The organism is Arthrobacter sp. UYCu511 (assembly GCF_040547105.1).
GTDB lineage: Bacteria > Actinomycetota > Actinomycetes > Actinomycetales > Micrococcaceae > Specibacter > Specibacter psychrochitiniphilus.
In genome coordinates this window covers 27,810-46,788 of record NZ_JBEPPB010000002.1, presented here as the reverse complement: position 1 = coordinate 46,788, position 18,979 = coordinate 27,810, and the positions used below count along the sequence as shown (strand labels likewise).

Annotated in this window: 16 protein-coding genes and 1 tRNA gene; 11 read left to right on the top strand and 6 right to left on the bottom strand. The window is 61.8% G+C overall.

Annotated elements, in window-relative coordinates; all coding sequences use genetic code 11:
• Position 1 precedes the first annotated feature (1 nt).
• The 8 genes from ABIB48_RS03535 (at position 2) to ABIB48_RS03500 (ending at position 11,038) form a co-directional block, all read left to right on the top strand.
• Positions 2-2,926, top strand: coding sequence for an FtsX-like permease family protein (locus ABIB48_RS03535; protein WP_354212096.1), 2,925 nt, complete (start codon positions 2-4; stop codon positions 2,924-2,926).
• Between the two features lie 251 nt (positions 2,927-3,177).
• A complete protein-coding gene (locus ABIB48_RS03530) occupies positions 3,178-5,445 on the top strand; it encodes a carbon starvation CstA family protein (RefSeq protein WP_110104990.1) in 2,268 nt (755 codons plus the stop codon).
• A gap of 2 nt (positions 5,446-5,447) precedes the next feature.
• Positions 5,448-5,648 carry a YbdD/YjiX family protein gene (locus ABIB48_RS03525; protein ID WP_354212094.1) on the top strand — a complete coding sequence of 67 codons (201 nt, stop codon included), beginning with the start codon at positions 5,448-5,450 and terminating at the stop codon, positions 5,646-5,648.
• Positions 5,649-5,796: 148 nt separating this feature from the next.
• Positions 5,797-6,465, top strand: coding sequence for a bacterial proteasome activator family protein (locus ABIB48_RS03520; protein WP_110104988.1), 669 nt, complete (start codon positions 5,797-5,799; stop codon positions 6,463-6,465).
• A 1-nt stretch (position 6,466) separates the two neighbouring features.
• On the top strand, positions 6,467-7,012 hold the full coding sequence (locus ABIB48_RS03515; RefSeq protein WP_354212092.1) for a hypothetical protein: 546 nt from the start codon (positions 6,467-6,469) through the stop codon (positions 7,010-7,012).
• A 155-nt stretch (positions 7,013-7,167) separates the two neighbouring features.
• Entirely contained in the window at positions 7,168-8,232 is a 1,065-nt protein-coding gene (locus ABIB48_RS03510; protein WP_315914091.1) for an iron ABC transporter substrate-binding protein, read from the top strand.
• Positions 8,233-8,237: 5 nt separating this feature from the next.
• Positions 8,238-9,836: an ABC transporter permease gene (locus ABIB48_RS03505; RefSeq protein ID WP_502914098.1), complete on the top strand. Its 1,599-nt coding sequence runs from the start codon at positions 8,238-8,240 to the stop codon at positions 9,834-9,836.
• Entirely contained in the window at positions 9,833-11,038 is a 1,206-nt protein-coding gene (locus ABIB48_RS03500) for an ABC transporter ATP-binding protein (protein ID WP_110104986.1), read from the top strand. The genes ABIB48_RS03505 and ABIB48_RS03500 overlap by 4 nt, the downstream gene beginning before the upstream one ends.
• 2 nt (positions 11,039-11,040) lie before the next feature.
• On the opposite strand, the gene ABIB48_RS03495 is transcribed toward ABIB48_RS03500, so the two are convergent.
• The gene (locus tag ABIB48_RS03495; protein WP_354212089.1) at positions 11,041-12,162 is read right to left on the bottom strand and encodes a low temperature requirement protein A; all 1,122 of its coding nucleotides are present in this window, start codon (positions 12,160-12,162) and stop codon (positions 11,041-11,043) included.
• On the opposite strand from ABIB48_RS03495, the gene ABIB48_RS03490 reads away from it, so the two are divergent.
• Positions 12,161-12,325: a hypothetical protein gene (locus tag ABIB48_RS03490; RefSeq protein ID WP_354212087.1), complete on the top strand. Its 165-nt coding sequence runs from the start codon at positions 12,161-12,163 to the stop codon at positions 12,323-12,325. The two genes, ABIB48_RS03495 and ABIB48_RS03490, sit on opposite strands and share 2 nt — an antisense overlap.
• A 94-nt stretch (positions 12,326-12,419) precedes the next feature.
• Here ABIB48_RS03490 and ABIB48_RS03485 read toward each other — a convergent pair.
• From ABIB48_RS03485 to tmk, 4 genes are all read right to left on the bottom strand, one after another.
• Positions 12,420-12,495: transfer RNA gene (locus tag ABIB48_RS03485), tRNA-Thr, on the bottom strand.
• A gap of 141 nt (positions 12,496-12,636) precedes the next feature.
• Positions 12,637-14,184 (bottom strand): alpha/beta hydrolase, encoded by a 1,548-nt coding sequence (locus ABIB48_RS03480; RefSeq protein ID WP_354212085.1) that lies wholly within the window; start codon positions 14,182-14,184, stop codon positions 12,637-12,639.
• Positions 14,185-14,202: 18 nt separating this feature from the next.
• A complete protein-coding gene (locus ABIB48_RS03475) occupies positions 14,203-15,372 on the bottom strand; it encodes a DNA polymerase III subunit delta' (RefSeq protein WP_110104983.1) in 1,170 nt (389 codons plus the stop codon).
• A complete protein-coding gene (gene tmk / locus ABIB48_RS03470) occupies positions 15,369-16,007 on the bottom strand; it encodes a dTMP kinase (protein WP_110105317.1) in 639 nt (212 codons plus the stop codon). The genes ABIB48_RS03475 and tmk overlap by 4 nt, the downstream gene beginning before the upstream one ends.
• Before the next feature lie 227 nt (positions 16,008-16,234).
• Here tmk and ABIB48_RS03465 point away from each other — a divergent pair, with 227 nt between their 5' ends.
• Both ABIB48_RS03465 and ABIB48_RS03460 read left to right on the top strand, forming a co-directional pair.
• Entirely contained in the window at positions 16,235-17,428 is a 1,194-nt protein-coding gene (locus ABIB48_RS03465; RefSeq protein WP_354212083.1) for a trans-sulfuration enzyme family protein, read from the top strand.
• Between the two features lie 9 nt (positions 17,429-17,437).
• Positions 17,438-17,797: a DUF2516 family protein gene (locus tag ABIB48_RS03460; RefSeq protein ID WP_245932051.1), complete on the top strand. Its 360-nt coding sequence runs from the start codon at positions 17,438-17,440 to the stop codon at positions 17,795-17,797.
• A 132-nt stretch (positions 17,798-17,929) separates the two neighbouring features.
• On the opposite strand, the gene ABIB48_RS03455 is transcribed toward ABIB48_RS03460, so the two are convergent.
• Positions 17,930-18,775: a class I SAM-dependent methyltransferase gene (locus tag ABIB48_RS03455; RefSeq protein WP_110104980.1), complete on the bottom strand. Its 846-nt coding sequence runs from the start codon at positions 18,773-18,775 to the stop codon at positions 17,930-17,932.
• Positions 18,776-18,979 lie beyond the last annotated feature (204 nt).

Below are 18,979 nucleotides of genomic sequence, written 5' to 3'. Positions count from 1 at the left end.
GGTGGCGCTTGACCTGAGCCCTGTCAAGGGCGGCGGCCAGCACCGGCTCAAAGTTGCCCTGAAAATGGCGTGGCGGGACATCCGCTGCCACAGGGGGCGTTCTGCACTGATCGTTGCGCTGATTGCGCTGCCCATCTTCGCCATGTCCTTCGCCGCAACGGCGGGCATGAGCACCATGCCCACGAATGCTGAGACTGTTGCCACGCAACTGGGCCAAACCCAGGGCCGGCTTGGCACCCTGGGCGCGCAGAATGCGAAGGCCATCCAGTCCATCGGCGGCGACACTGGCTACGGGGGTTGGCATGGCGGCGGGGAACCCGACCCTAACTTTGTGCCCACCGCACCCATGGACGCTGTCCCGGCCGGTTTCACCGTGCTCCCCTGGCATTCCACCACGGTCCACACCGCGGTGGGTAAGGCGCAGGTGGAAGTGAACACCACCGTGACGGACGTGCTGAACCCGGCGTTCAAGGGCAAGTACACGCTGCGCGACGGCGGCGCTCCGGCCACTGCCTTCCAGGCTCTTGCCACCCGAGGCTTGCTGGAACGTTTTGATCTGGCCCTCGGCGATGAATTGACGACGTCGGCCGGCACTTTCGCCATTGTCGGCACCATCCGTCCGGAGGGCCAGGGGGACGGGGAGTCGTACCTGTTCCTCACTCCGGAACAGCTTCCAGCCTCGCTGACGCAGAACCTTGGCCCGGCCGCCGTGTATTTGGTGGGGGAGCGGGCCCTGCGCTGGGATGATGCGAAGGCACTCAACGCCCAAGGTGTGGTGCTGTCCTCCCGCAGCTTGATCTTGGACCCGCCCAGCAAGGCCGAACTCGGGGCGGATGCAGAGATCCTGCAGAACGACTGGCGCAGTTCTGCCATGGTCCAAATGTTCCTCATGGGCGGGCTCATCGGTGTGCTGGCCCTGCTGGAAGTGGGGCTGCTGGCAGGAGCCGCCTTTGCCGTAGGCGCACGCAAGCAGCAACGCGATCTCGCCCTGCTGGCAGCATCCGGAGCTGAAAGTTCCATGGTGCGCACCACCGTCACGGCCAGCGGGTTGTGGCTCGGTCTGGCCGGCGGCGTCATTGGTGCCGTGCTTGGCACCATTGCCGCCGTCATCACCGTGTTGGTTGTCCGGAATCAAGGGTTGACCATCTTCACGGGGCTGCACCTGATGTGGCTTCCCGCCCTGGGGCTGATCCTGGTGGGCGTGGCGGCAGGGCTTGTGGCTGCCATGGTGCCGGCCCGGGCTGTGGCCAAACAAGCCACGTTGTCCGCGCTGAAGTCCGGCCGCACTGCCGACGCCCCGTCTAAATGGGGTACGCGCATCGGGGGAGGGTTGCTGCTGCTTTCAGCAACTCTTATGGCCGCCTCTAGCATTGCCACCGTGTTCCTGCGCGGCAATGACACCCAATACCTATGGGCGCCATGGCTGGCAGGCGCCGTGGTGGCGGGTGCTGTACTGCTCGTATTCGCGCTGATCTTCATGACGGGGCGGCTCATTGAACTGTTGACCACCAGGACTTCCTGGCTGCCGTTGCCGTTGCGGTTGGCGGCCCGCGATGCTGCCCGCAACAGGGGGCGGACAGTGCCGGCGGTGGCGGCAGTCCTGGCCGCAGCAACGCTCTCGGGCGCGCTGATGGTAGGCACGGCTAGCACCATGGCGGACGCCAGCGACAAGTACACCTGGCAGGCCAACCTGAATCAGAGCGTGCTGTTGCTCAATTACGTTGACTACAACTATGTGGACGTTGGTGGCGGTGCCATGAGCAGCAATGCGGCCACGATGGTCACGGTGGACGCCGAGGATGCCAATACACTGCTCAAGGAAGCGCTGGGCGCCGGAGTCAGCACCCAGCTGTTGCGCGGAGTGCCGGACACCAGCAAGTGTGAGATCGACCAGCAAAACGAACAAATGAAAAGTCCGGGTCAGGAACTGAAACCTACCGTGGCGTGTCCGCGCTGGTTGTTGGCAGAACCAGTGGGGAATAGTTGTGAGCTAGGCAAGGACTGGAAACCAGTGAACCTGGACGACTGGCGCTGCACCGGAGCCTTGGCGGATAGCGGACTTACCAGGAACCTGCCCACCTTCGTGGTGGGTGGGGAAGCTGAACTGGCTGCGCTGCTGGGCCGTGCGCCCAGTGCGGAGGCGAGGAAAACCCTCGCCACCGGTGGCATGGTCCTCGCCAACAAGGTGTACTTGCAACCCGATGACACGGCCACGGTCATCAGCTACGACCCGTCCGATGAGGAGAACTTCCAGGGCTACGATCCAACAAGTACGGACACGAACTACATGCGCCACCAGTGGAAGGCGCTCACCTCACACAGCATCCCGGCCGTAGTGGATGCACCGGAGAAGCCGTTACCCTACTTCGGCGTCATGTCCCCGGACGCTGCAGCGGCCGCAGGGATGCCCGTGAGCGACCAGGCTTTGCTGGCCACCATCCCGGAGCCGCTGGCGCCAGCTGAACGGGACCAACTGCAATCGGCCATGACGCCCGTGCTTGGCCAGCACAGTTCGCTCTACTTTGAGACGGGACCGGCCACCAACATGGCCATCATTTTGTGGGTCATCGTCATTGGCGGGGCGCTCATCACACTCAGTGCCGCTGGCATCACGGCAGGCTTGGCGCTCGCCGACGGCCGCAACGACCACGCCACCTTGGCCAGTGTTGGTGCGGACACCAAGCTGCGCAAGGCCATCTCCGGCTCGCAGACGCTCATGACGGCGCTGCTAGGCACCGTGTTGGGCGTGATTGCCGGGGCCATTCCCACCGTGGTGGTGCTCTCGCAACAGCGCGGCGCAGCCATTGTGGTGCCGTGGCTGCAGCTTGGCGCACTGGCTGTGCTGGTTCCGCTCTTCGGTGCGGGTGCTGCCTGGGTGCTGACCAAGGGGAAACTGCCCCTGACACGGCGGCAGACCCTGGCCTAAATACCCTGACAGCACCAGGCCGGGAGCCGCCCAACGCTGGTAGGGGCCTCCCGGCGTCGTACTTTAATTCCTGTACTTCAATGCCTGCGGGACGAACTATTGGATCACGCAGAAACGCGCTGTGGCGTCCGTTCACCGCAGCAGAGCCACCGTTCGTCGATAAAAGGTGGTGTTTTCCCTCACAGGAGGGTAAGGGCCGCAAGCTATTGGTAACTTATTGAAGGTTTTAGACAGACTCAAAGGAGAGCAGCATGCCAGTATCGCCAAACGCACCAGCCGATCCAGGGGATCTTTTAGTCCAAGATCCACAGCTTCCACCCGTGGCGGTGGATTTGGTCAAGGATGCGCAAGCCCACAAGTGGACACCGCTGAAGATCGCCATCTGGTCCGCGATTGCGCTGCTGGGCGGGGTGGCTTGGGTGGTTCTGGCCGTGGTGCGCGGGGAAACTGTCAACGCCATCTGGTTCGTGTTCGCCGCAGTGTCCACCTACCTGATTGCGTACCGCTTCTACTCCAAGGTCATTGAGAAGTATCTGCTGCGGCCCAATGACAAGCGGGCAACCCCGGCCGAATACAAGGCCGATGGCAAGGACTACGTTGCTACCGACCGTAACGTTCTGTTCGGCCACCACTTTGCCGCGATCGCCGGAGCAGGGCCTCTGGTGGGACCCATTCTGGCCGCCCAAATGGGCTACCTGCCGGGCACCATCTGGATCATCCTCGGCGTGGTTTTTGCCGGCGCCGTCCAGGATTATGTTGTCTTGTTCTTCTCCATGCGCCGTGGCGGACGCTCCTTGGGCCAGATGGCTCGGGAAGAGCTGGGTCTCATTGGCGGCACGGCCGCACTGATCGCCACCTTGTTGATCATGATCATCATTGTTGCGATTCTGGCATTGGTGGTTGTCAACGCCCTGGGCGAATCCCCGTGGGGCGTGTTCTCGGTCTCCATGACCATCCCGATCGCCCTGTTCATGGGTGTTTACCTGCGCTACCTGCGCCCGGGGAAAATCATGGAAGTTTCCCTCATCGGCTTCGTTTTGTTGATGGCCGCCATTATTGGCGGCGGCATGGTGGCAGCCACTGAATGGGGTGCCGAGACCTTCAGTCTGGACCGCACCACCTTGGCCTGGGCAATCATCATTTACGGTTTCATCGCTGCCATCCTGCCTGTCTGGCTGTTGCTGGCTCCTCGCGACTACCTCTCCACGTTCATGAAGATCGGCACCATTGTGATGCTGGCCGGCTCCATTGTGCTGGTCCGTCCCACCATCAACGTCCCTGCCTTTAGCGAATTTGCTTCCCGCTCCGACGGCCCGGTGTTCTCCGGCTCGCTGTTCCCGTTCCTCTTTGTCACCATCGCCTGTGGTGCCCTCTCCGGTTTCCATGCACTGATCGCCTCCGGCACCACCCCTAAGCTGATCGAGAAGGAACGCCAGGCCCGCTTCATCGGTTACGGCGGCATGCTCATGGAATCCTTCGTGGCCATCATGGCACTTGTGGCCGCACTGTCCATTGACCGCGGTATTTACTTCGCCATGAACGCCTCCGCAGGTGCCACCGGTGGCACCATTGAGGGCGCGGCAGCTTTTGTGAACTCGCTGGGCCTGACCGGTGTGAGCCTTGACCCGGCTCTGCTTGCACAAACCGCGGCCGACGTCGGTGAAGAGTCGATCGTTTCGCGCACCGGCGGTGCACCCACCTTGGCTGTGGGCTTGGCGCACATCATGCAGCAGGTGGCCGGCGGGCAGGCCATGATGAGCTTCTGGTACCACTTCGCCATCATGTTTGAGGCTTTGTTCATCCTTACCGCAGTGGACGCCGGAACCCGCGTGGCCCGCTTCATGCTGCAGGACTCCATTGGCAACTTTGCCCCGAAGTTCAAGGACAACTCGTGGCGTCCGGGTATCTGGATCACCACCGCCATCATGGTGGCAGGCTGGGGAGCCATCTTGATCATGGGCGTCTCGGACCCACTCGGCGGCATCAACACCTTGTTCCCGCTATTCGGCATCGCCAACCAGTTGCTGGCAGCCATAGCCCTGGCCGTCTGTTTGACCATTGTCGCCAAGAACACCCGCATGAAGTACCTGTGGATTATCATCGCCCCCTTGGCATTTGTGACCGTTGTGACAGTTGTGGCGTCCTACCAAAAGATCTTCTCCACTGTTCCGGGCGTAGGCTACTGGGCTCAGCACCAGGCGTACAAGGAAGCACTGGCAGCTGGCAAGACGAGCCTAGGAAATGCGAAAACTGTGGAAGCCATGGAAGCCGTGGTCCGCAACACCGCGGTCCAGGGCACGCTGTCCATCATTTTTGTGTTGCTTTCCATCATCGTGATCACCACAGCCGTCCTGATCACCGTCCGTTCCGTCCGTGCTGGTGGCGGTCCCAGCATGGAGGACCCAGCCATTGCTTCAAAGATCTTCGCACCGGCGGGCATGGTGCCCACCGCGGCAGAGAAGGCACTGCTCAAGGAGTGGTCTGAGTCCGGTAAGCAGCCGGCACGGCAGGGACACTAGGCATGGAAACCCTGCGCCGGGCGGCGGAAATGTTGGCAGCCGTGAACAAGTACTTCACGGGAGTTCTCGGGGCGGACGCCTACGAGCGCTACCTTGAGCACCACCGCGCCACACGCTGCGAGGCCCCTGCCCTGAGCGTGAAGGAATTCTGGCGAGATAAGAACCAGCGCCAGGACACCAACCCGGAGGGCCGCTGCTGCTAAGCGCTCTGTGAGAGTGTGCCAACGTGGCGAGGTCGGGTGAAATTTCACCCGCCCTCGCCACGTTGGCCCGCCCTCGCCGGTGGGTGGCTCTGACTTTGGCACGCCCTCCACGGGTGAGGCCCTTGTGCGGCCGTGAGAGACTGGCACTATGAGTGAAAAGGCGCAGATCCCGGCCCCTGACGACGCGGCCGAAGGCACAGTTTTGGTGAACACCGCGGATGCCGGTGGCAGCCAGGGAGCAAATGGCCCTGGAGTGGACAGCCCTGCGGAGCAGGAATCCAAGGCAGCCAAGAATCAGAGCAATATAGCGGAGCTGGTGGACCAGCCAGCCAAGGTCATGCGTATTGGCACCATGGTCAAACAGCTCCTGGATGAAGTCAAGAGTGCCCCGCTTGATGACGCCGCGCGGGTCCGTCTGGCAGAAATTCACCAAGCGTCCATTGCCGAGCTGGAAGATGGCATGGCCCCGGAACTCATCGCGGAACTGCACCGGCTGAGCCTGCCTTTTACGGACAACGTCACGCCATCTGACGCTGAGCTGCGCATTGCCCAAGCACAGCTAGTTGGCTGGCTGGAAGGGGTGTTCCACGGCATTCAGACCGCGCTGGCAGCCCAAGCCATGGCGAACCAGCAAACGGCTGCCCGCCTTGCCATGCACCAGCTGCCGCCGGGTACCATGATCGCCCCCGGTGTCATTGTGGGCGAGAACGGTGAGCCCCAGCGTGCACCAGCGGGCCGTGGCATGCCGGCCAGTGCCCGGCCGGAAGGCGCCGCTTTGGGAGGCCCCGACGCAGGCGGGCCGGGGCAGTACCTCTAGCATGCTCAAAGGACTCTTTGGTGCCTCCCGCCAGGCCAAGCGCGACGACGCCGAGCTCGGCAAAGGCGTCTGGCGCCGCGACCACGACCGCTTCCGGCGCGGGCTGGACCGTTTTCACCAAATGCTTGAAGGCTTAGAAGCCGCTGGTGCTGCTGGTGCCGCTGGTGCTGAAGGAGCTGCCAAAGCCAGTGGTCCGGCCAGCGGCCCTGCGCCATCCCCGGTGTGCTCCGAGGGCACGTATCAGGCCATGGTTGTGGTGGCCAACAATCTTGCGGATTTGCTGCCCATAGTCCATGGGATCGTCATGGAAGCCCAGCGCACGGCTCCCAGTGATGGCATGGAAGTCCCGCTCGGCACTGGCGGCTACCTCAATGATGTGCACCGCGAGCTCTCCCGCTCCGGAAATGCCCTGGCGGCCGCTGCCGAGGCTCTTGCTCTGGTGCGGCTGGGTGTGGGGGAGGCGTCCGGCGTGGAACTTAAGGCGGCAATTGTGGCCCGGCACGTGGAGCGGGCCGGGGAGCTGTTGCACAAGCAGGCAACGTCCTAGCCATAGCTTCGGGAATCCTACGCGCTGTCCCGGAAGAAGTTATAAAAAATGTATGAGCTGCGTCATAATTGGGGTGAAGTGAGGATAGCCTGCCCTCTGGTGGATTACGATCGAGTTATCTAAGCTATTTATTTCAACCGCCGAAAGGCTGCCCTATGAAGACTTGGCCCACCCTGACCATGCTGCGCAAATCCGCCCTCACGGCCGTTGCGGGAGCATCCATCCTCGCCCTTGCCGCCTGCGGCGGCACCACGTCTCCGGCGCAAAGCAGCGGAGCAGCCGGTGGCGCGGATGATGCCATCACCGTGTACAACGCCCAGCACGAATCATTGACGCAGGCTTGGGTTGATCAGTTCACCCAGGAAACCGGTATCAAGGTCACGTTGCGTCAGGGCAGCGATCTTGAGCTCAGCAACCAGATCATCGCCGAGGGGGCCAAGTCCCCGGCTGATGTTTTCCTGACGGAGAACTCGCCCGCCATGACGCAGGTGGAAAACGCAGGGTTGTTCACTGACATCAGCAAGACCGTACAGGGTCAGGTTCCGGAGCAGTTCCGTCCCTCCACCAACAAGTGGACAGGAATTGCTGCCCGCAGCACCGTCTTTGCGTACGATAAAACAAAGCTCAGCGAGGCGCAGCTGCCCAAATCCATCATGGACTTAGCCGATCCTGCGTGGAAGGGTCGGTGGGCGGCATCGCCGTCTGGCGCTGACTTCCAGGCCATTGTCTCCGCCATGCTGGAGCTCAAGGGTGAGGACGCAACACTGTCCTGGTTGAAGTCCATGAAGGAAAACTTCAAGGCTTACAAGGGCAATAGCACCGCCATGAAGGCCGTCAACGCAGGAGAGGTTGAAGGCGCCGTCATCTACCACTACTACTGGTTTGGCGATCAGGCCAAGACCGGCGAGAACTCCAAGAACGTGGCTCTGCACTACTTCAAGAACGAAGATCCGGGCGCGTTTGTCTCCATCTCCGGTGGTGGCGTCCTCGCGTCCAGCAAGCACCAGGACAGTGCTCAGAAATTCTTGGAGTTCGTCACGGGCAAGGCCGGCCAAACGGTATTACAGACTGGCACCAGCTTCGAGTACCCGGTTGGCAGCGATGTCCCGGCCAACCCCAAGCTGATCCCGCTAGCAGATCTGCAGGCACCCAAGATCGACCCGGCGAAACTGAATTCTGCGAAGGTTAGCGATCTGATGACCCAGGCGGGTCTACTGTAGTTTCAATGGATTCTGCGCAAAGTACGACGCCGTCACCCACCTTGGGTGCCACGATCTCACCGAAGATGGCCAGGGGCCGGGGTTCACACCTGGGTCCCTGGCCCGTTGTTGTACTTTGTTTTTTGATTGCCGCATTCTCTTTGCTGCCGCTGGGGTTTGTTGTGGTTGCCACCGCCAACACTGGGTGGGATTCGATTGTTGCCCTAGTGTTCCGCCCACGGGTGGGCGAATTGGTAATAAACACCCTGTTGTTGGTGCTCATCACTGTGCCGCTGTGCGTTGTCATTGGTGTGGGCGGGGCCTGGTTGGTGGAACGTACCAGCCTGGCCGGACATAAGGCGTGGGCGGTGCTTCTGGCAGCGCCTTTGGCCATCCCCGCATTCGTCAATAGTTATGCCTGGGTCAGTGCCATTCCCTCGCTGGGTGGGATCTTTGGGGGTGTGCTGATCTCAGTACTGTCCTATTTCCCGTTGGTTTATATTCCTGTGGCAGCAGTGCTGAGCCGGCTTGATCCAGCGTTGGAACAGTCCGCAGCGTCTCTGGGACTTAGCCCCTGGAAAGTATTTTTCCGTGTGATCCTCCCACAGCTTCGGTTAGCCGCGGCGGGTGGGGCACTGTTGGTGTCCCTGCACTTGCTGGCCGAGTACGGCGCTTTCGCGATGATCGCCTTTGATACCTTCACCACCGCCATCTATGACCAGTTCCAATCAACCTTCAACGGTGCAGCTGCAAACATGCTTGCCAGCGTACTGGTCATATTTTGCCTCCTGCTGCTACTAGGAGAATCCAAGACGCGCGGCCGTGCCCGCTACGCGCGGGTGGGCGCAGGCGCGCAATCCACTCCGCACCGTGTGCCACTAGGGCGTTACCAAGGGCTGGGGCAATTGCTGCTGGCCGGTGTGACAGCGTTGGCTCTGGGCGTCCCCTTGTGGCATGTGGGACGGTGGCTGGTGGCTGGCGGAGCCGTTATTTGGCAGCGCCCCGATCTCCTACCAACATTGCTGCACACCCTGGGGTACGGTGCGGTGGGCGCCTTGGTAACCATTGTGTTGGCCTTTCCGCTGGCATATTTGGTGGTCCGTCATCCCGGACCAATGAGTAAGATCTTGGAGGGTGCAAACTACATTTCCAGTTCCATGCCAGGGATTGTGGTGGCGCTGGCGCTGGTGACCATCACCGTCCACAACGTGCCTGCCATTTACCAAAGTTCTCTGGTGCTTGTGGGCGCCTACGCGCTGCTGTTCATGCCGCGGGCGTTGGTGAACCTGCGGGCGGGGCTGGCCCAGGCACCGTATGAACTCGATGAAGCCGCGCAAGCGTTGGGGAAACCGCCGCTGATCGCCTTCTTGCGGGTGACGCTACGCCTGGCAGCCCCGGCTGCCGCCGGCGGGGCCGCCCTGGTATTTCTTGGAATCGTCAATGAGCTGACAGCAACGCTGCTGTTGGCGCCCAACGGTACCCGCACATTGGCCACCCAATTCTGGTCATTGAGTAGCGAGATCGATTACGTGGGTGCTGCCCCGTATGCGTTATTGATGATCTTGCTTTCAGCACCCATGACGTATTTACTGTTCGTGCAATCCAAGAAGGCGGCCGGTCAATGACCACCCACCCCCACGGTTTCAACACTCCGCGCCCCAATGAATCCTCCGGTGCCCGTCATGTGCGCGGCGGTCCTCCCCCGGGGACACCTGAAAGCTTGACTTTTGTTGATGCTGCCAGTGACGCTCCAGACCACTTGCAGATCACTAATCTGCGCAAGAACTTTGGCGGTGCGGAAGTCCTCAAAGGGGTCAATCTGGATGTTGCCCAGGGGCGCAGCACGGCCATTGTGGGACCTTCGGGCTCTGGCAAAACCACACTTCTTCGGCTCATTGCCGGCTTTGCCTCTCCCAGTGCGGGCCGGATAGCCTTGGGCGGGGAAGAAGTAGCCGGGCCATCCACCTGGCTTCCGGCCCATAAGCGAAGTGTTGGCTATGTGGCTCAGGATGGCGCGTTGTTCCCGCACTTGAGCGTGGGGGCAAATATAGCCTTCGGCCTGCCTTTGCGCGGCAAAGCGGCGGCGCTTCGGGTGGGGGAGTTGCTGGAGATGGTTTCCATGGACACCTCCTATGCAAAACGCCGGCCCCACCAGCTTTCCGGTGGGCAGCAACAGCGTGTCGCCTTGGCGCGTGCACTGGCCCGGCAGCCCCAGCTGATGCTCTTGGATGAGCCATTTAGTGCCCTCGACGCGGGATTGCGCGTTGCCACCAGGCGCGCTGTCTCACAAACGCTCAAACAGGCCGGGGTGACCACCATCCTCGTCACCCATGACCAATCAGAGGCCCTCAGTTTCGCCGATCAGGTGGCCGTGATGCGTGATGGCAAGTTGGCTCAAATTGGGAGCCCTTTTGTGGTGTACACCCGCCCCTCGGACAGGGCCACCGCAGAGTTTCTTGGCGACGCCGTCATCATTGAGGCATGGATGGAAGGTTCCTTGGCGCTGTGCTCGCTGGGAGGAATCCCAGTGCGCCGCCCACCGGTACAGGGCAAGGTTTATTTGATGTTGCGGCCCGAACAAATCCGCATTTCCAGCAATGGGCCCATCCGTGGACGCGTAGTGGACACCGATTACTTTGGCCCCGAAACCACTGTCCGAATACAGCTGGAACCCATTTTGGTGGACGCCGAACACCCTGCGGACCCGCACCAGCCTGTTGGTGGGGAGATTATCAACATCAGGCACTGGAACGCCATGCTGGCCCGTCCTGGTACCGAACTATCACTGAAAGTGGTGGGCGAGGGCGTGGTCTTTCCCTGGGACTAACGTCAGTTGTGCCGAAGCCGTGCCGTGATTTCAACGTAGCCGGTGAGCGCCACCAGAAGGCCCGCCACCAGAGCAAGCACCACGGCGGGGATGCCCCAGATCAGGACCGTGCGCGGAGGTTGTCCATAGCGCAGCGAGGCGGCCGCGTTGGTGGCATAAAAGAGGGCGATCCCGCCGCCCAAGGCGATGGTTGCGCCTAGCGGCAGCGGCTTGAACGGTTCCGGGATGGCGGTGGCAATGCCTGCGGCGAGTGAGGTCACCCCCAGAACCAGCGCGAACGGCATGAACAGTGTGGTTTGCAGGATCCCGATGAGATCGCCCCGTTCGCGCAGGTGTTCCAAGCCGCTGGACAGCGTGCCCATGCCGTATTGGAAGAAAGCCCAGCCAAGCAAGGCCACGATGATGAAACCCAAGGATGCCACGAGGCCGGTACTGGGGCTCCAATCGGTGGCTGCCTCGTTGACAATGCTAAACACCGATTCCCCCAGAACTATGATCACAAACAGGCCCAACCGTTCCCCTGCGTGCTCAATGTTGATGGCGGCCATGCTCCGGTTGGCCCCGATCCGGTTGCTGTTGGCCACCATGAGAATTTCAAGGGCGATCGAAACCGCCCAGAGGCTCACGGCGGCGGGCAGAGGCAAGAACGCGGCAATGAGCCACAGGGCCGCGGTTCCGCCGTTATAGACCCAGATCCGCCACGGCGAATCGGTGGAGAATGTGCGGTGCTGGTACAGCCACAGAATGAGTAGGACTATGCGCATGGCGGCGTTTGCCAGCGAGAAGGCCCATGCCCGCTCGCCAAAGGCTTCCGGGGCGGCTGCCGCCATAAGTGCTGCTGCGGCCATGGCAGCCAGCATGGCCACCCCAAGCACCCGGGCTGTCAGGCCGGGGAGCAGATTCACTACCGAGACAATGTTGGCCCACGCCCACCAGGCGGGGAAGAACAGCAGCACGTAGGTGCCAAATTCCGCCCAGCCGGGATCGCCGTGGATGCCGTGGGCCAGCTGTCCCACGAAGGCCACGAACACTAAATCGAAGAACAATTCCATCCAGTGAACCCGCCCGGGTTCACGCGCCGGCTGCCGGGGTGCGGTTGGGCGAGGTTGAGGTTTTCTGCTCATGGGCACATTTTATGCCCGGGGTTCCGGCGTGCTGGGTACGGGACTTTTCCCGGGCGCATCCTCATCCATCCGGGAGAAATGGTGGTTTAGGTATGTCCTTAGCGACCATTTCTCACGGATCGATTCTTACCGGCAGGCACTCGGACTCGGAGCGAAGGAATAGCGGTTGGCTCAAGCCATGGTTTACAGTCCAAACCCGGGATTTGTGGGGACACAACCAGAAAACCCCCAGATTCCTTAGAATCCGGGGGTTTTAGTGGAGCCTCCAAACAGAATCGAACTGTTGACCTTTTCATTACGAGTGAAACGCTCTACCAACTGAGCTATGGAGGCCTGTGCTGGTTTGGGCCCTTGCGGGATCAAGTACCGAACACAAGAAACTACTCTAATCGGTGCGGGCCGGATGTACAAAATCGGCGCTGCCGCCCGTCCCGCCGCCCGCCCGATTGCCCGCGCCGGTGCGGGCGGCAAAAGTTAGCAGCGCGTTCCCGCGTTCGGTACCTTGCCGTCCACAAAGTAGTCATCTACTACGGACGTCAGGCAGGCGTTGGCACGGCCGTAGGCGGTGTGGCCTTGGCCTTTCCACGTCACCAAGACCCCGGAATCCAGCTGCTTGGCCAACGCTTCTGCCCAGGTATAGGGAGTAGCAGGATCGCCCGTTGTGCCGACCACCAAGATGGGTCCGGCGCCTGCTGCGGTGATCGGCGCGGGCGCACCCGTGGCCGGGAAGGGCCAGTATTTGCAACTCATTCCCGAATAGCTCAGCAAGTCCCCAAAGGTGGGGGCGGCCTTCTTCAAAAGCTCTGCCTGTTCACGCATGTGTGTCAGATCCGAGTTCATGGGGTAGTCAAGGCAGTTGATCGCGGTGAAGGCGGCGGCGGTGTTGGAATTGTACTTGCCATCGGAGTCTCTATCCGCAGAGAAGTCCGCCAGCATGAGCATGCCCGAGGCGTCCCCGGCAAAGGCTTGTTTCAAGGCGCCCGTCAAAGGTGCCCACAAATCGGTTGAGTACATGCCGAAGGCGATGGCCCCGGTGAATTCGGTTCCGGTCACAACGCGGCCCTCCGGGGTTTGTTGGGGTGTGGCGGTGTAGACGTCGTTGAGCTCCCGAATTTGGGCCATTGCCTCATCCACAGTCCCGGATACGGGGCACTCGTTGCTGCTCAGGCATTCCGCGGCCCAGGCCCGCAGGGCGTTTTCAAAGCCAACAGCCTGGCCCATCGAGACCTGATCAATGTTTAGTGAGGGGTCCATGGCGCCGTCTAGTGAGAGCCGCCCTACTCGAGAAGGAAACAACCCGGCGTAGGTGGCGCCCAATTTGGTGCCGTAGGAGAAACCCATGTAGTTCAGCTTTGTATCTCCCACCAGGGCACGGAGGATATCCATGTCACGGGCGGAGCTGACGGTGTCCAGGTAGGGCAGGCTCGGCCCGGAGTTTTGCTGGCACAGCTTGCTCTGCCGTTTCGCCTCCGCCTCCACCGCGGCGATTCCGGCCGGGGAGTTGGTGTTGAACTCCTCCTGCCGCGCCGAGTCCATCTGAGCATCGTTTAGGCACTTGACCGGAGCCGAACGTTGTACCCCGCGCGGGTCAAAACCCACCACGTCATAGGCGCCGCGCAGTTTGGCGGAAAAATAGGAACTGGCGCCGTTCTTGACCATGTCCACACCGGATCCCCCCGGCCCGCCAGGGTTGATCAGCATGGCGCCTTGGCGCTTCCCGGAGGCGGGAAGGCGAATCACCGATAAGTTGATGGCCTCCTTCTTCGGGGCCGCATAATTCATCGGAACGCTCACCTCGGCACACTGGAACCCCCCGCTGCACGAGGTCCAGGTCACCGTTTGGCCGTAAAAGGTCAACAGGTCCGCAGGCACCTCGCCCACTGTTGACGGATCCGCGGAGCTGACCGAGGGTTGTTCTGGCGCCAGTACGGAGCACGAGCTCAAGAGCAGCCCAAGAAGAGCCGCAGCGGCGGTGAGGGACAGGCGGAGGCGGGGTCGCCGTCGTTGGTTTCCGGCAGGCATATGGGAGTCCTTCACGTTTTAGAGCAGGCTTACTGCCATGGCTTCAAGAGCCAGCAGCGGGGCAACATTGGTGGTGGTGAGCCGGTGGCGCACGGCATTGATGGCATCCATACGGGCAAGGGTGGCTTCCGCACGGGAGTTTTGGGCAAAGGCGAACAGGTCTCCCCTGAGACCTTCATTGACGAGTTCAACGCCTTGGGCCAGCGCGCCGTTCCCGCCGCGGGCGGCTAGCTGCAGAACCAGCACATCCCGGTAGAAAGAGAGCAGATCTGTCAGCGCCCGGTCCAAATGATCCGTCACCGAGCGCTTGGCGCGCCGCTTCTGGTCCTCTTCCAAGGCACGCACCTGGGCGCGCAAAGGAGGTGGCAGCGTCCCAGTCTCGGGGGCGCCGAGGTTGCGCAACAGCGTGGCTTTTTCGCCGGCGTCGCGCTCTTCATTGGAGGAAGAGGCTTCTTCCTGGGCCAGCGCCAGCAGAGAAGCGGCCGCCATGACAGCCGTGGTGACGTCACGCAGATTCAGCGGCAGCCGGACCGTGGCATCGCGACGTTCACGGGCACCGGGATCTCTGGCGAGGCGCCGAGCAATCCCAATGTGGCTTTGCGCGGCGCGGGCGGAGATCAACGCAAGCGCAGGATCAATACCGTCGCGGCGCACCAGCAGCGCGGCCACATCCTCAACGGGGGGCAGGCGCAAGGTCAGGGTGCGGCAGCGGGACCGGATCGTCACAAGGACATCGGCCGGGCTCGGAGCGCACAGGATCCAGATGGTCCGCGGAGGCGGTTCCTCGATGGCCTTGAGCAAGACGTTCGTGGTGCGTTCGGCCATGCGGTCGGCGTCACCAACAATCATGACCCGCCACCGTGCGGAGGAGGGGCTGTCATAGGCCTTGCGGACCAGCGAGCGGGCTTCCTCAATGGTGATCGTGGTTTTCTCGGTGGCGATGAAGGTGACGTCGGCGTTGGTTCCGGCCATGGTGGTGTGGCAGGCCTTGCACACACCGCAGCCGCGGGCGTTGAGTTCGGACTGCTCACAGACCAGGGCGGCGGCAAAGGCCAGCGCCGCATTTGAGCGCCCTGAGCCCGGCGGGCCCGTCAAAAGCCACGCGTGCGTGGGGCTGCCAGACTGGGCGGCACGCCGCAGCTGCGAGACCACACTGTCCTGGCCCTGCAGATCAACCCAGACGCTCATGCCCGGGACCGTTTGTGCAACAGATCTTGCACATGCCGGGCCACAGATGCGGCAAGCTCATCCACGCTGCCACCGGCGGGAAGCACCACATAACGCTCGGGGCTGGCCGCGGCTAAGTCAAGAAAGGCGGTACGGATGGCGGCGTGGAAATGATCCGGTTCTGATTCCATCCGGTCTTCAGTAGCGTCACCGGCCGTGCGCCGTTCCCGCCCGGCAGTCGGGGAGACATCCAGCAGGACGGTCAGATCCGGCCACAGACCACCGGTAGCCCAATCGTTGAGATCCTTGATGGCTGCCGTGCCGAGTCCGCGCCCGGAACCTTGGTAAGCGATCGAGGAATCCGCATACCTGTCGCTAAGTACTATCTCTCCACGGGCCACAGCTGGAATGATGACTTGAGCCGCGTGCGCTGCCCGGGCTGCTGCGAAGATCAATGCCTCGGTCCGGGCATCGATTTCACCTTGGCCGTGATCCAGGACTAGGGAACGCAGCTTTTCGCCCACCGGGGTGCCGCCTGGCTCACGGGTGCGCAAAACTGTGTGTCCGGCGTGGGAGAGGGTCTTGGCTAACAATGCAGCCTGAGTGGATTTTCCAGCACCGTCGCCGCCCTCAAAAGCAATGAATAAGCCCGGCATCGGGGCAGCAGAATCAGTCACCCCACCAGCCTACCGGCCCAAGCTGAATGATTCCTTGCGGCACCGGAAGCTTATCCACAAGGACAGCGGCTCCAGCCGCCACGCCAGGGCGGTGGCCCGCCACCCGCCTGCTCGGTGCCAGCCGCCACGCCCACCACGCCAGGTGGCCCGCCCGGCTAATGTCACAATGTGCGCGAGCGTGACGCAGGCGGTCTAGTGTGGAAAGTATGACGCACCAGCCTGCCAGCCATCCCGAACACCTACGCCCCGACACCCTTGTTGTGGCGGCAGGGCGCCCCCCACGCGTTCACGACGCCCCCGTCAATCCGCCGATCATGCTCTCCTCTACCTATGTGGGAACCGGGACCGTTGTCGATGGCGATCGGGCGTACGGGCGCTATTCCAACCCCACCTGGGATCCGTTGGAGGAGGCACTGTCCCAGCTAGAAGGTGCCACGCTGCCGGCCCTCATTTTCAGTTCCGGTCTGGCTGCGGCTTCTGCCGCGCTTTCGCTGATCCCCACAGGCGGCACTCTCGTTATGCCCATCCACTCCTACCAGGGTGCGCTGGTCATGGCGCAGGAACAGGCTGCGAAGGGCTTGTTTACGTTGCGTACCGTGGACATCGCCAACAATGATGAGGTCATCGCGGCGTTGACGGGGGCGGGGGAGAAGGCAGCTGACATGCTGTGGCTGGAGAGCCCCACCAACCCCATGCTGGAGGTGGCTGATATGGAGTTGCTATGCCGTTCGGCCCAGGCGGTGGGGGCCATCATTGTCACCGATAACACCTTCTCCACTCCGCTGGTGCAAAAGCCTCTCGAGCTGGGCTCTGACATTGTTCTGCATTCAGTGACGAAGTACTTGGCCGGCCATTCTGATGTCATCCTCGGCGCCCTTGCCACCTCCCGCCCGGATCTGCGCGAGGCTCTGCTGCATCACCGTTCCATCCATGGAGCCATCGCCGGACCTTTTGAGGCGTGGTTGGCGCTGCGGGGCCTGCGGACTCTGGCGCTGCGGGTGGAACGTTCCCAGGCCAGCGCCCTTGAGCTGGCCCGCCGTCTGGACACGCATAGCGGCGTTGAGAAGGTTTTGTTCCCAGGCCTGGAGTCGGACCCGGGTCATGTCAGGGCCAAAGCACAAATGCGTGGTTTTGGTTCTGTTTTGTGCATTCAAGTGGCTGGGGGAGCAGAGGCCGCAACCGCCGTTGTGGAGGCGCTGGACTTGTGGACTCCCGCCACCTCGCTGGGCGGAGTTGAATCGCTCATTGAAAGGCGCCGGCGCCACGCCAATGAGCCGGATACTGTTCCCCAGAATCTCTTGCGCTTAAGCGTTGGTATTGAGAATGTGGAAGACCTCTGGGCCGATCTAGATCAGGCGCTGGCCCAGCTCTCACAGCCAATACCCGGTGCGGGACTGTAAGCTGAGTCTGTGGTAAACATTATGCACTTTCTAGAGTTCCTCATCCTGGTGGCACTGGGACTGCTGGCCTTCGGCGTTCAAGTGTGGGCACTTGCCGATTGCTTGCGCACCCCGCCCAGTGACTTCGAACGCGTGTACAAGCGGACTAAGACGTTTTGGGCTGCCCTGACAGGTGGCGCTAGTTTCTTTGGGTTCCTGTACATCATTGGCCCCATCATGACCTTGACGGTGCCGCCGCTTGGCATGATGTTGCTGCTGACCTTGGGCGGCGCTACCGCTGCAGGGGTCTACTTGGCAGACGTGCGCCCGGCCCTCGTTGAGGTTCGCGCACGCAAGCGCGGCGGCCAAAACCGCGGCTCTTCCTGGTAATTGTTGTCCCTGTTAACCGTTGCCCTCAGGTACGTGCCCTTTAGCTAACCGCTGCCCTAGGCACGTGCCCGCTTTGGCAGGTGCCTGCGTAACCCTTAGCTGGGCTCAACTCTTGGCTATGCTCCACTGAACTTAGTTGGGATCCACTGCGGACCAGGCCACGGTCAGTTCACCCAAGCGCCACCGTGAGGGTGAACGCACCACTGGCCAGCCGTCGTCGTACATTTTTTGGCACATAGCCAGCCAACGCTGCCGGTTGCCGAAGGGCGCCAGCGCTGAGCCGGCCAGCCAATGCTTGTCCAGAGCCTGAAGGAATGTGTGGATCCGCTCGCCGGGCATGTTGTGGTGGATGAGGGCCTTGGGCAGGCGTTCGGCAACGTCGGACGGCAGTTCAAAACCACCAAAACGCAGCGAAATGGTGAGCGAGAGTGGGCCCGTGCTATCGAGTGCCACCCAGGTACTGCGCCTGCCAATCTCATCGCAGGTGCCATCCACAAAGATTCCCTGTGGGGCCAAGCGTGAGCAGACGGTGTCCCAGATCAGCCGGACATCTGCCTCATCATATTGACGCAGGACATTGAACGCCCGCACCATGGTGGCCTTGCCGGAGACCGGGATTTCAAAGCCGCCTACCCGGAAATCCAGGCCATCGTGCTCGAGTTTCTTCGCGATGCGAACGCGTTCTGGCTCAATTTCGATCCCCGTCACATGGGCCGCTGGGCACACGGCATGAATGCGCGAATACAGTTCAACAGCCGTTGCAGGGGAGCCGCCATATCCCAGGTCAACCACAAGAGGGTTGCTTTCGCATTTCAGCCGCCAGGCTTGGGGACCTGCCAGCCAGCGGTCAACACGGCGCAGCCGGTTCGGATTTGTGGTGCCACGGGTCGCATTGCCAAAGGGCTTGTTGCGTTGGCGAACTACGCGGTTTGAGGGGTCGGCTGAAGAGTTTCCCACTCGCTGCGCACGTTGAACCACTTAAGAATTTTATTTTGTGCACAGCGGTGGAACCGCCGTTTTTGACCTTTTCGCCCTGTGTTGCCAGTCACAATCACGTGCCTGTTGCCGGCGCTCTCTTCGATACCCCAGTTTTTGGGTGGGTTCAACCAGTGCTTCAAAGGGGTGCTGGCGGATAGAGCAGAGATGGCGAGCAACAGCCCAAAGTGCAAATCTACGTAGTAA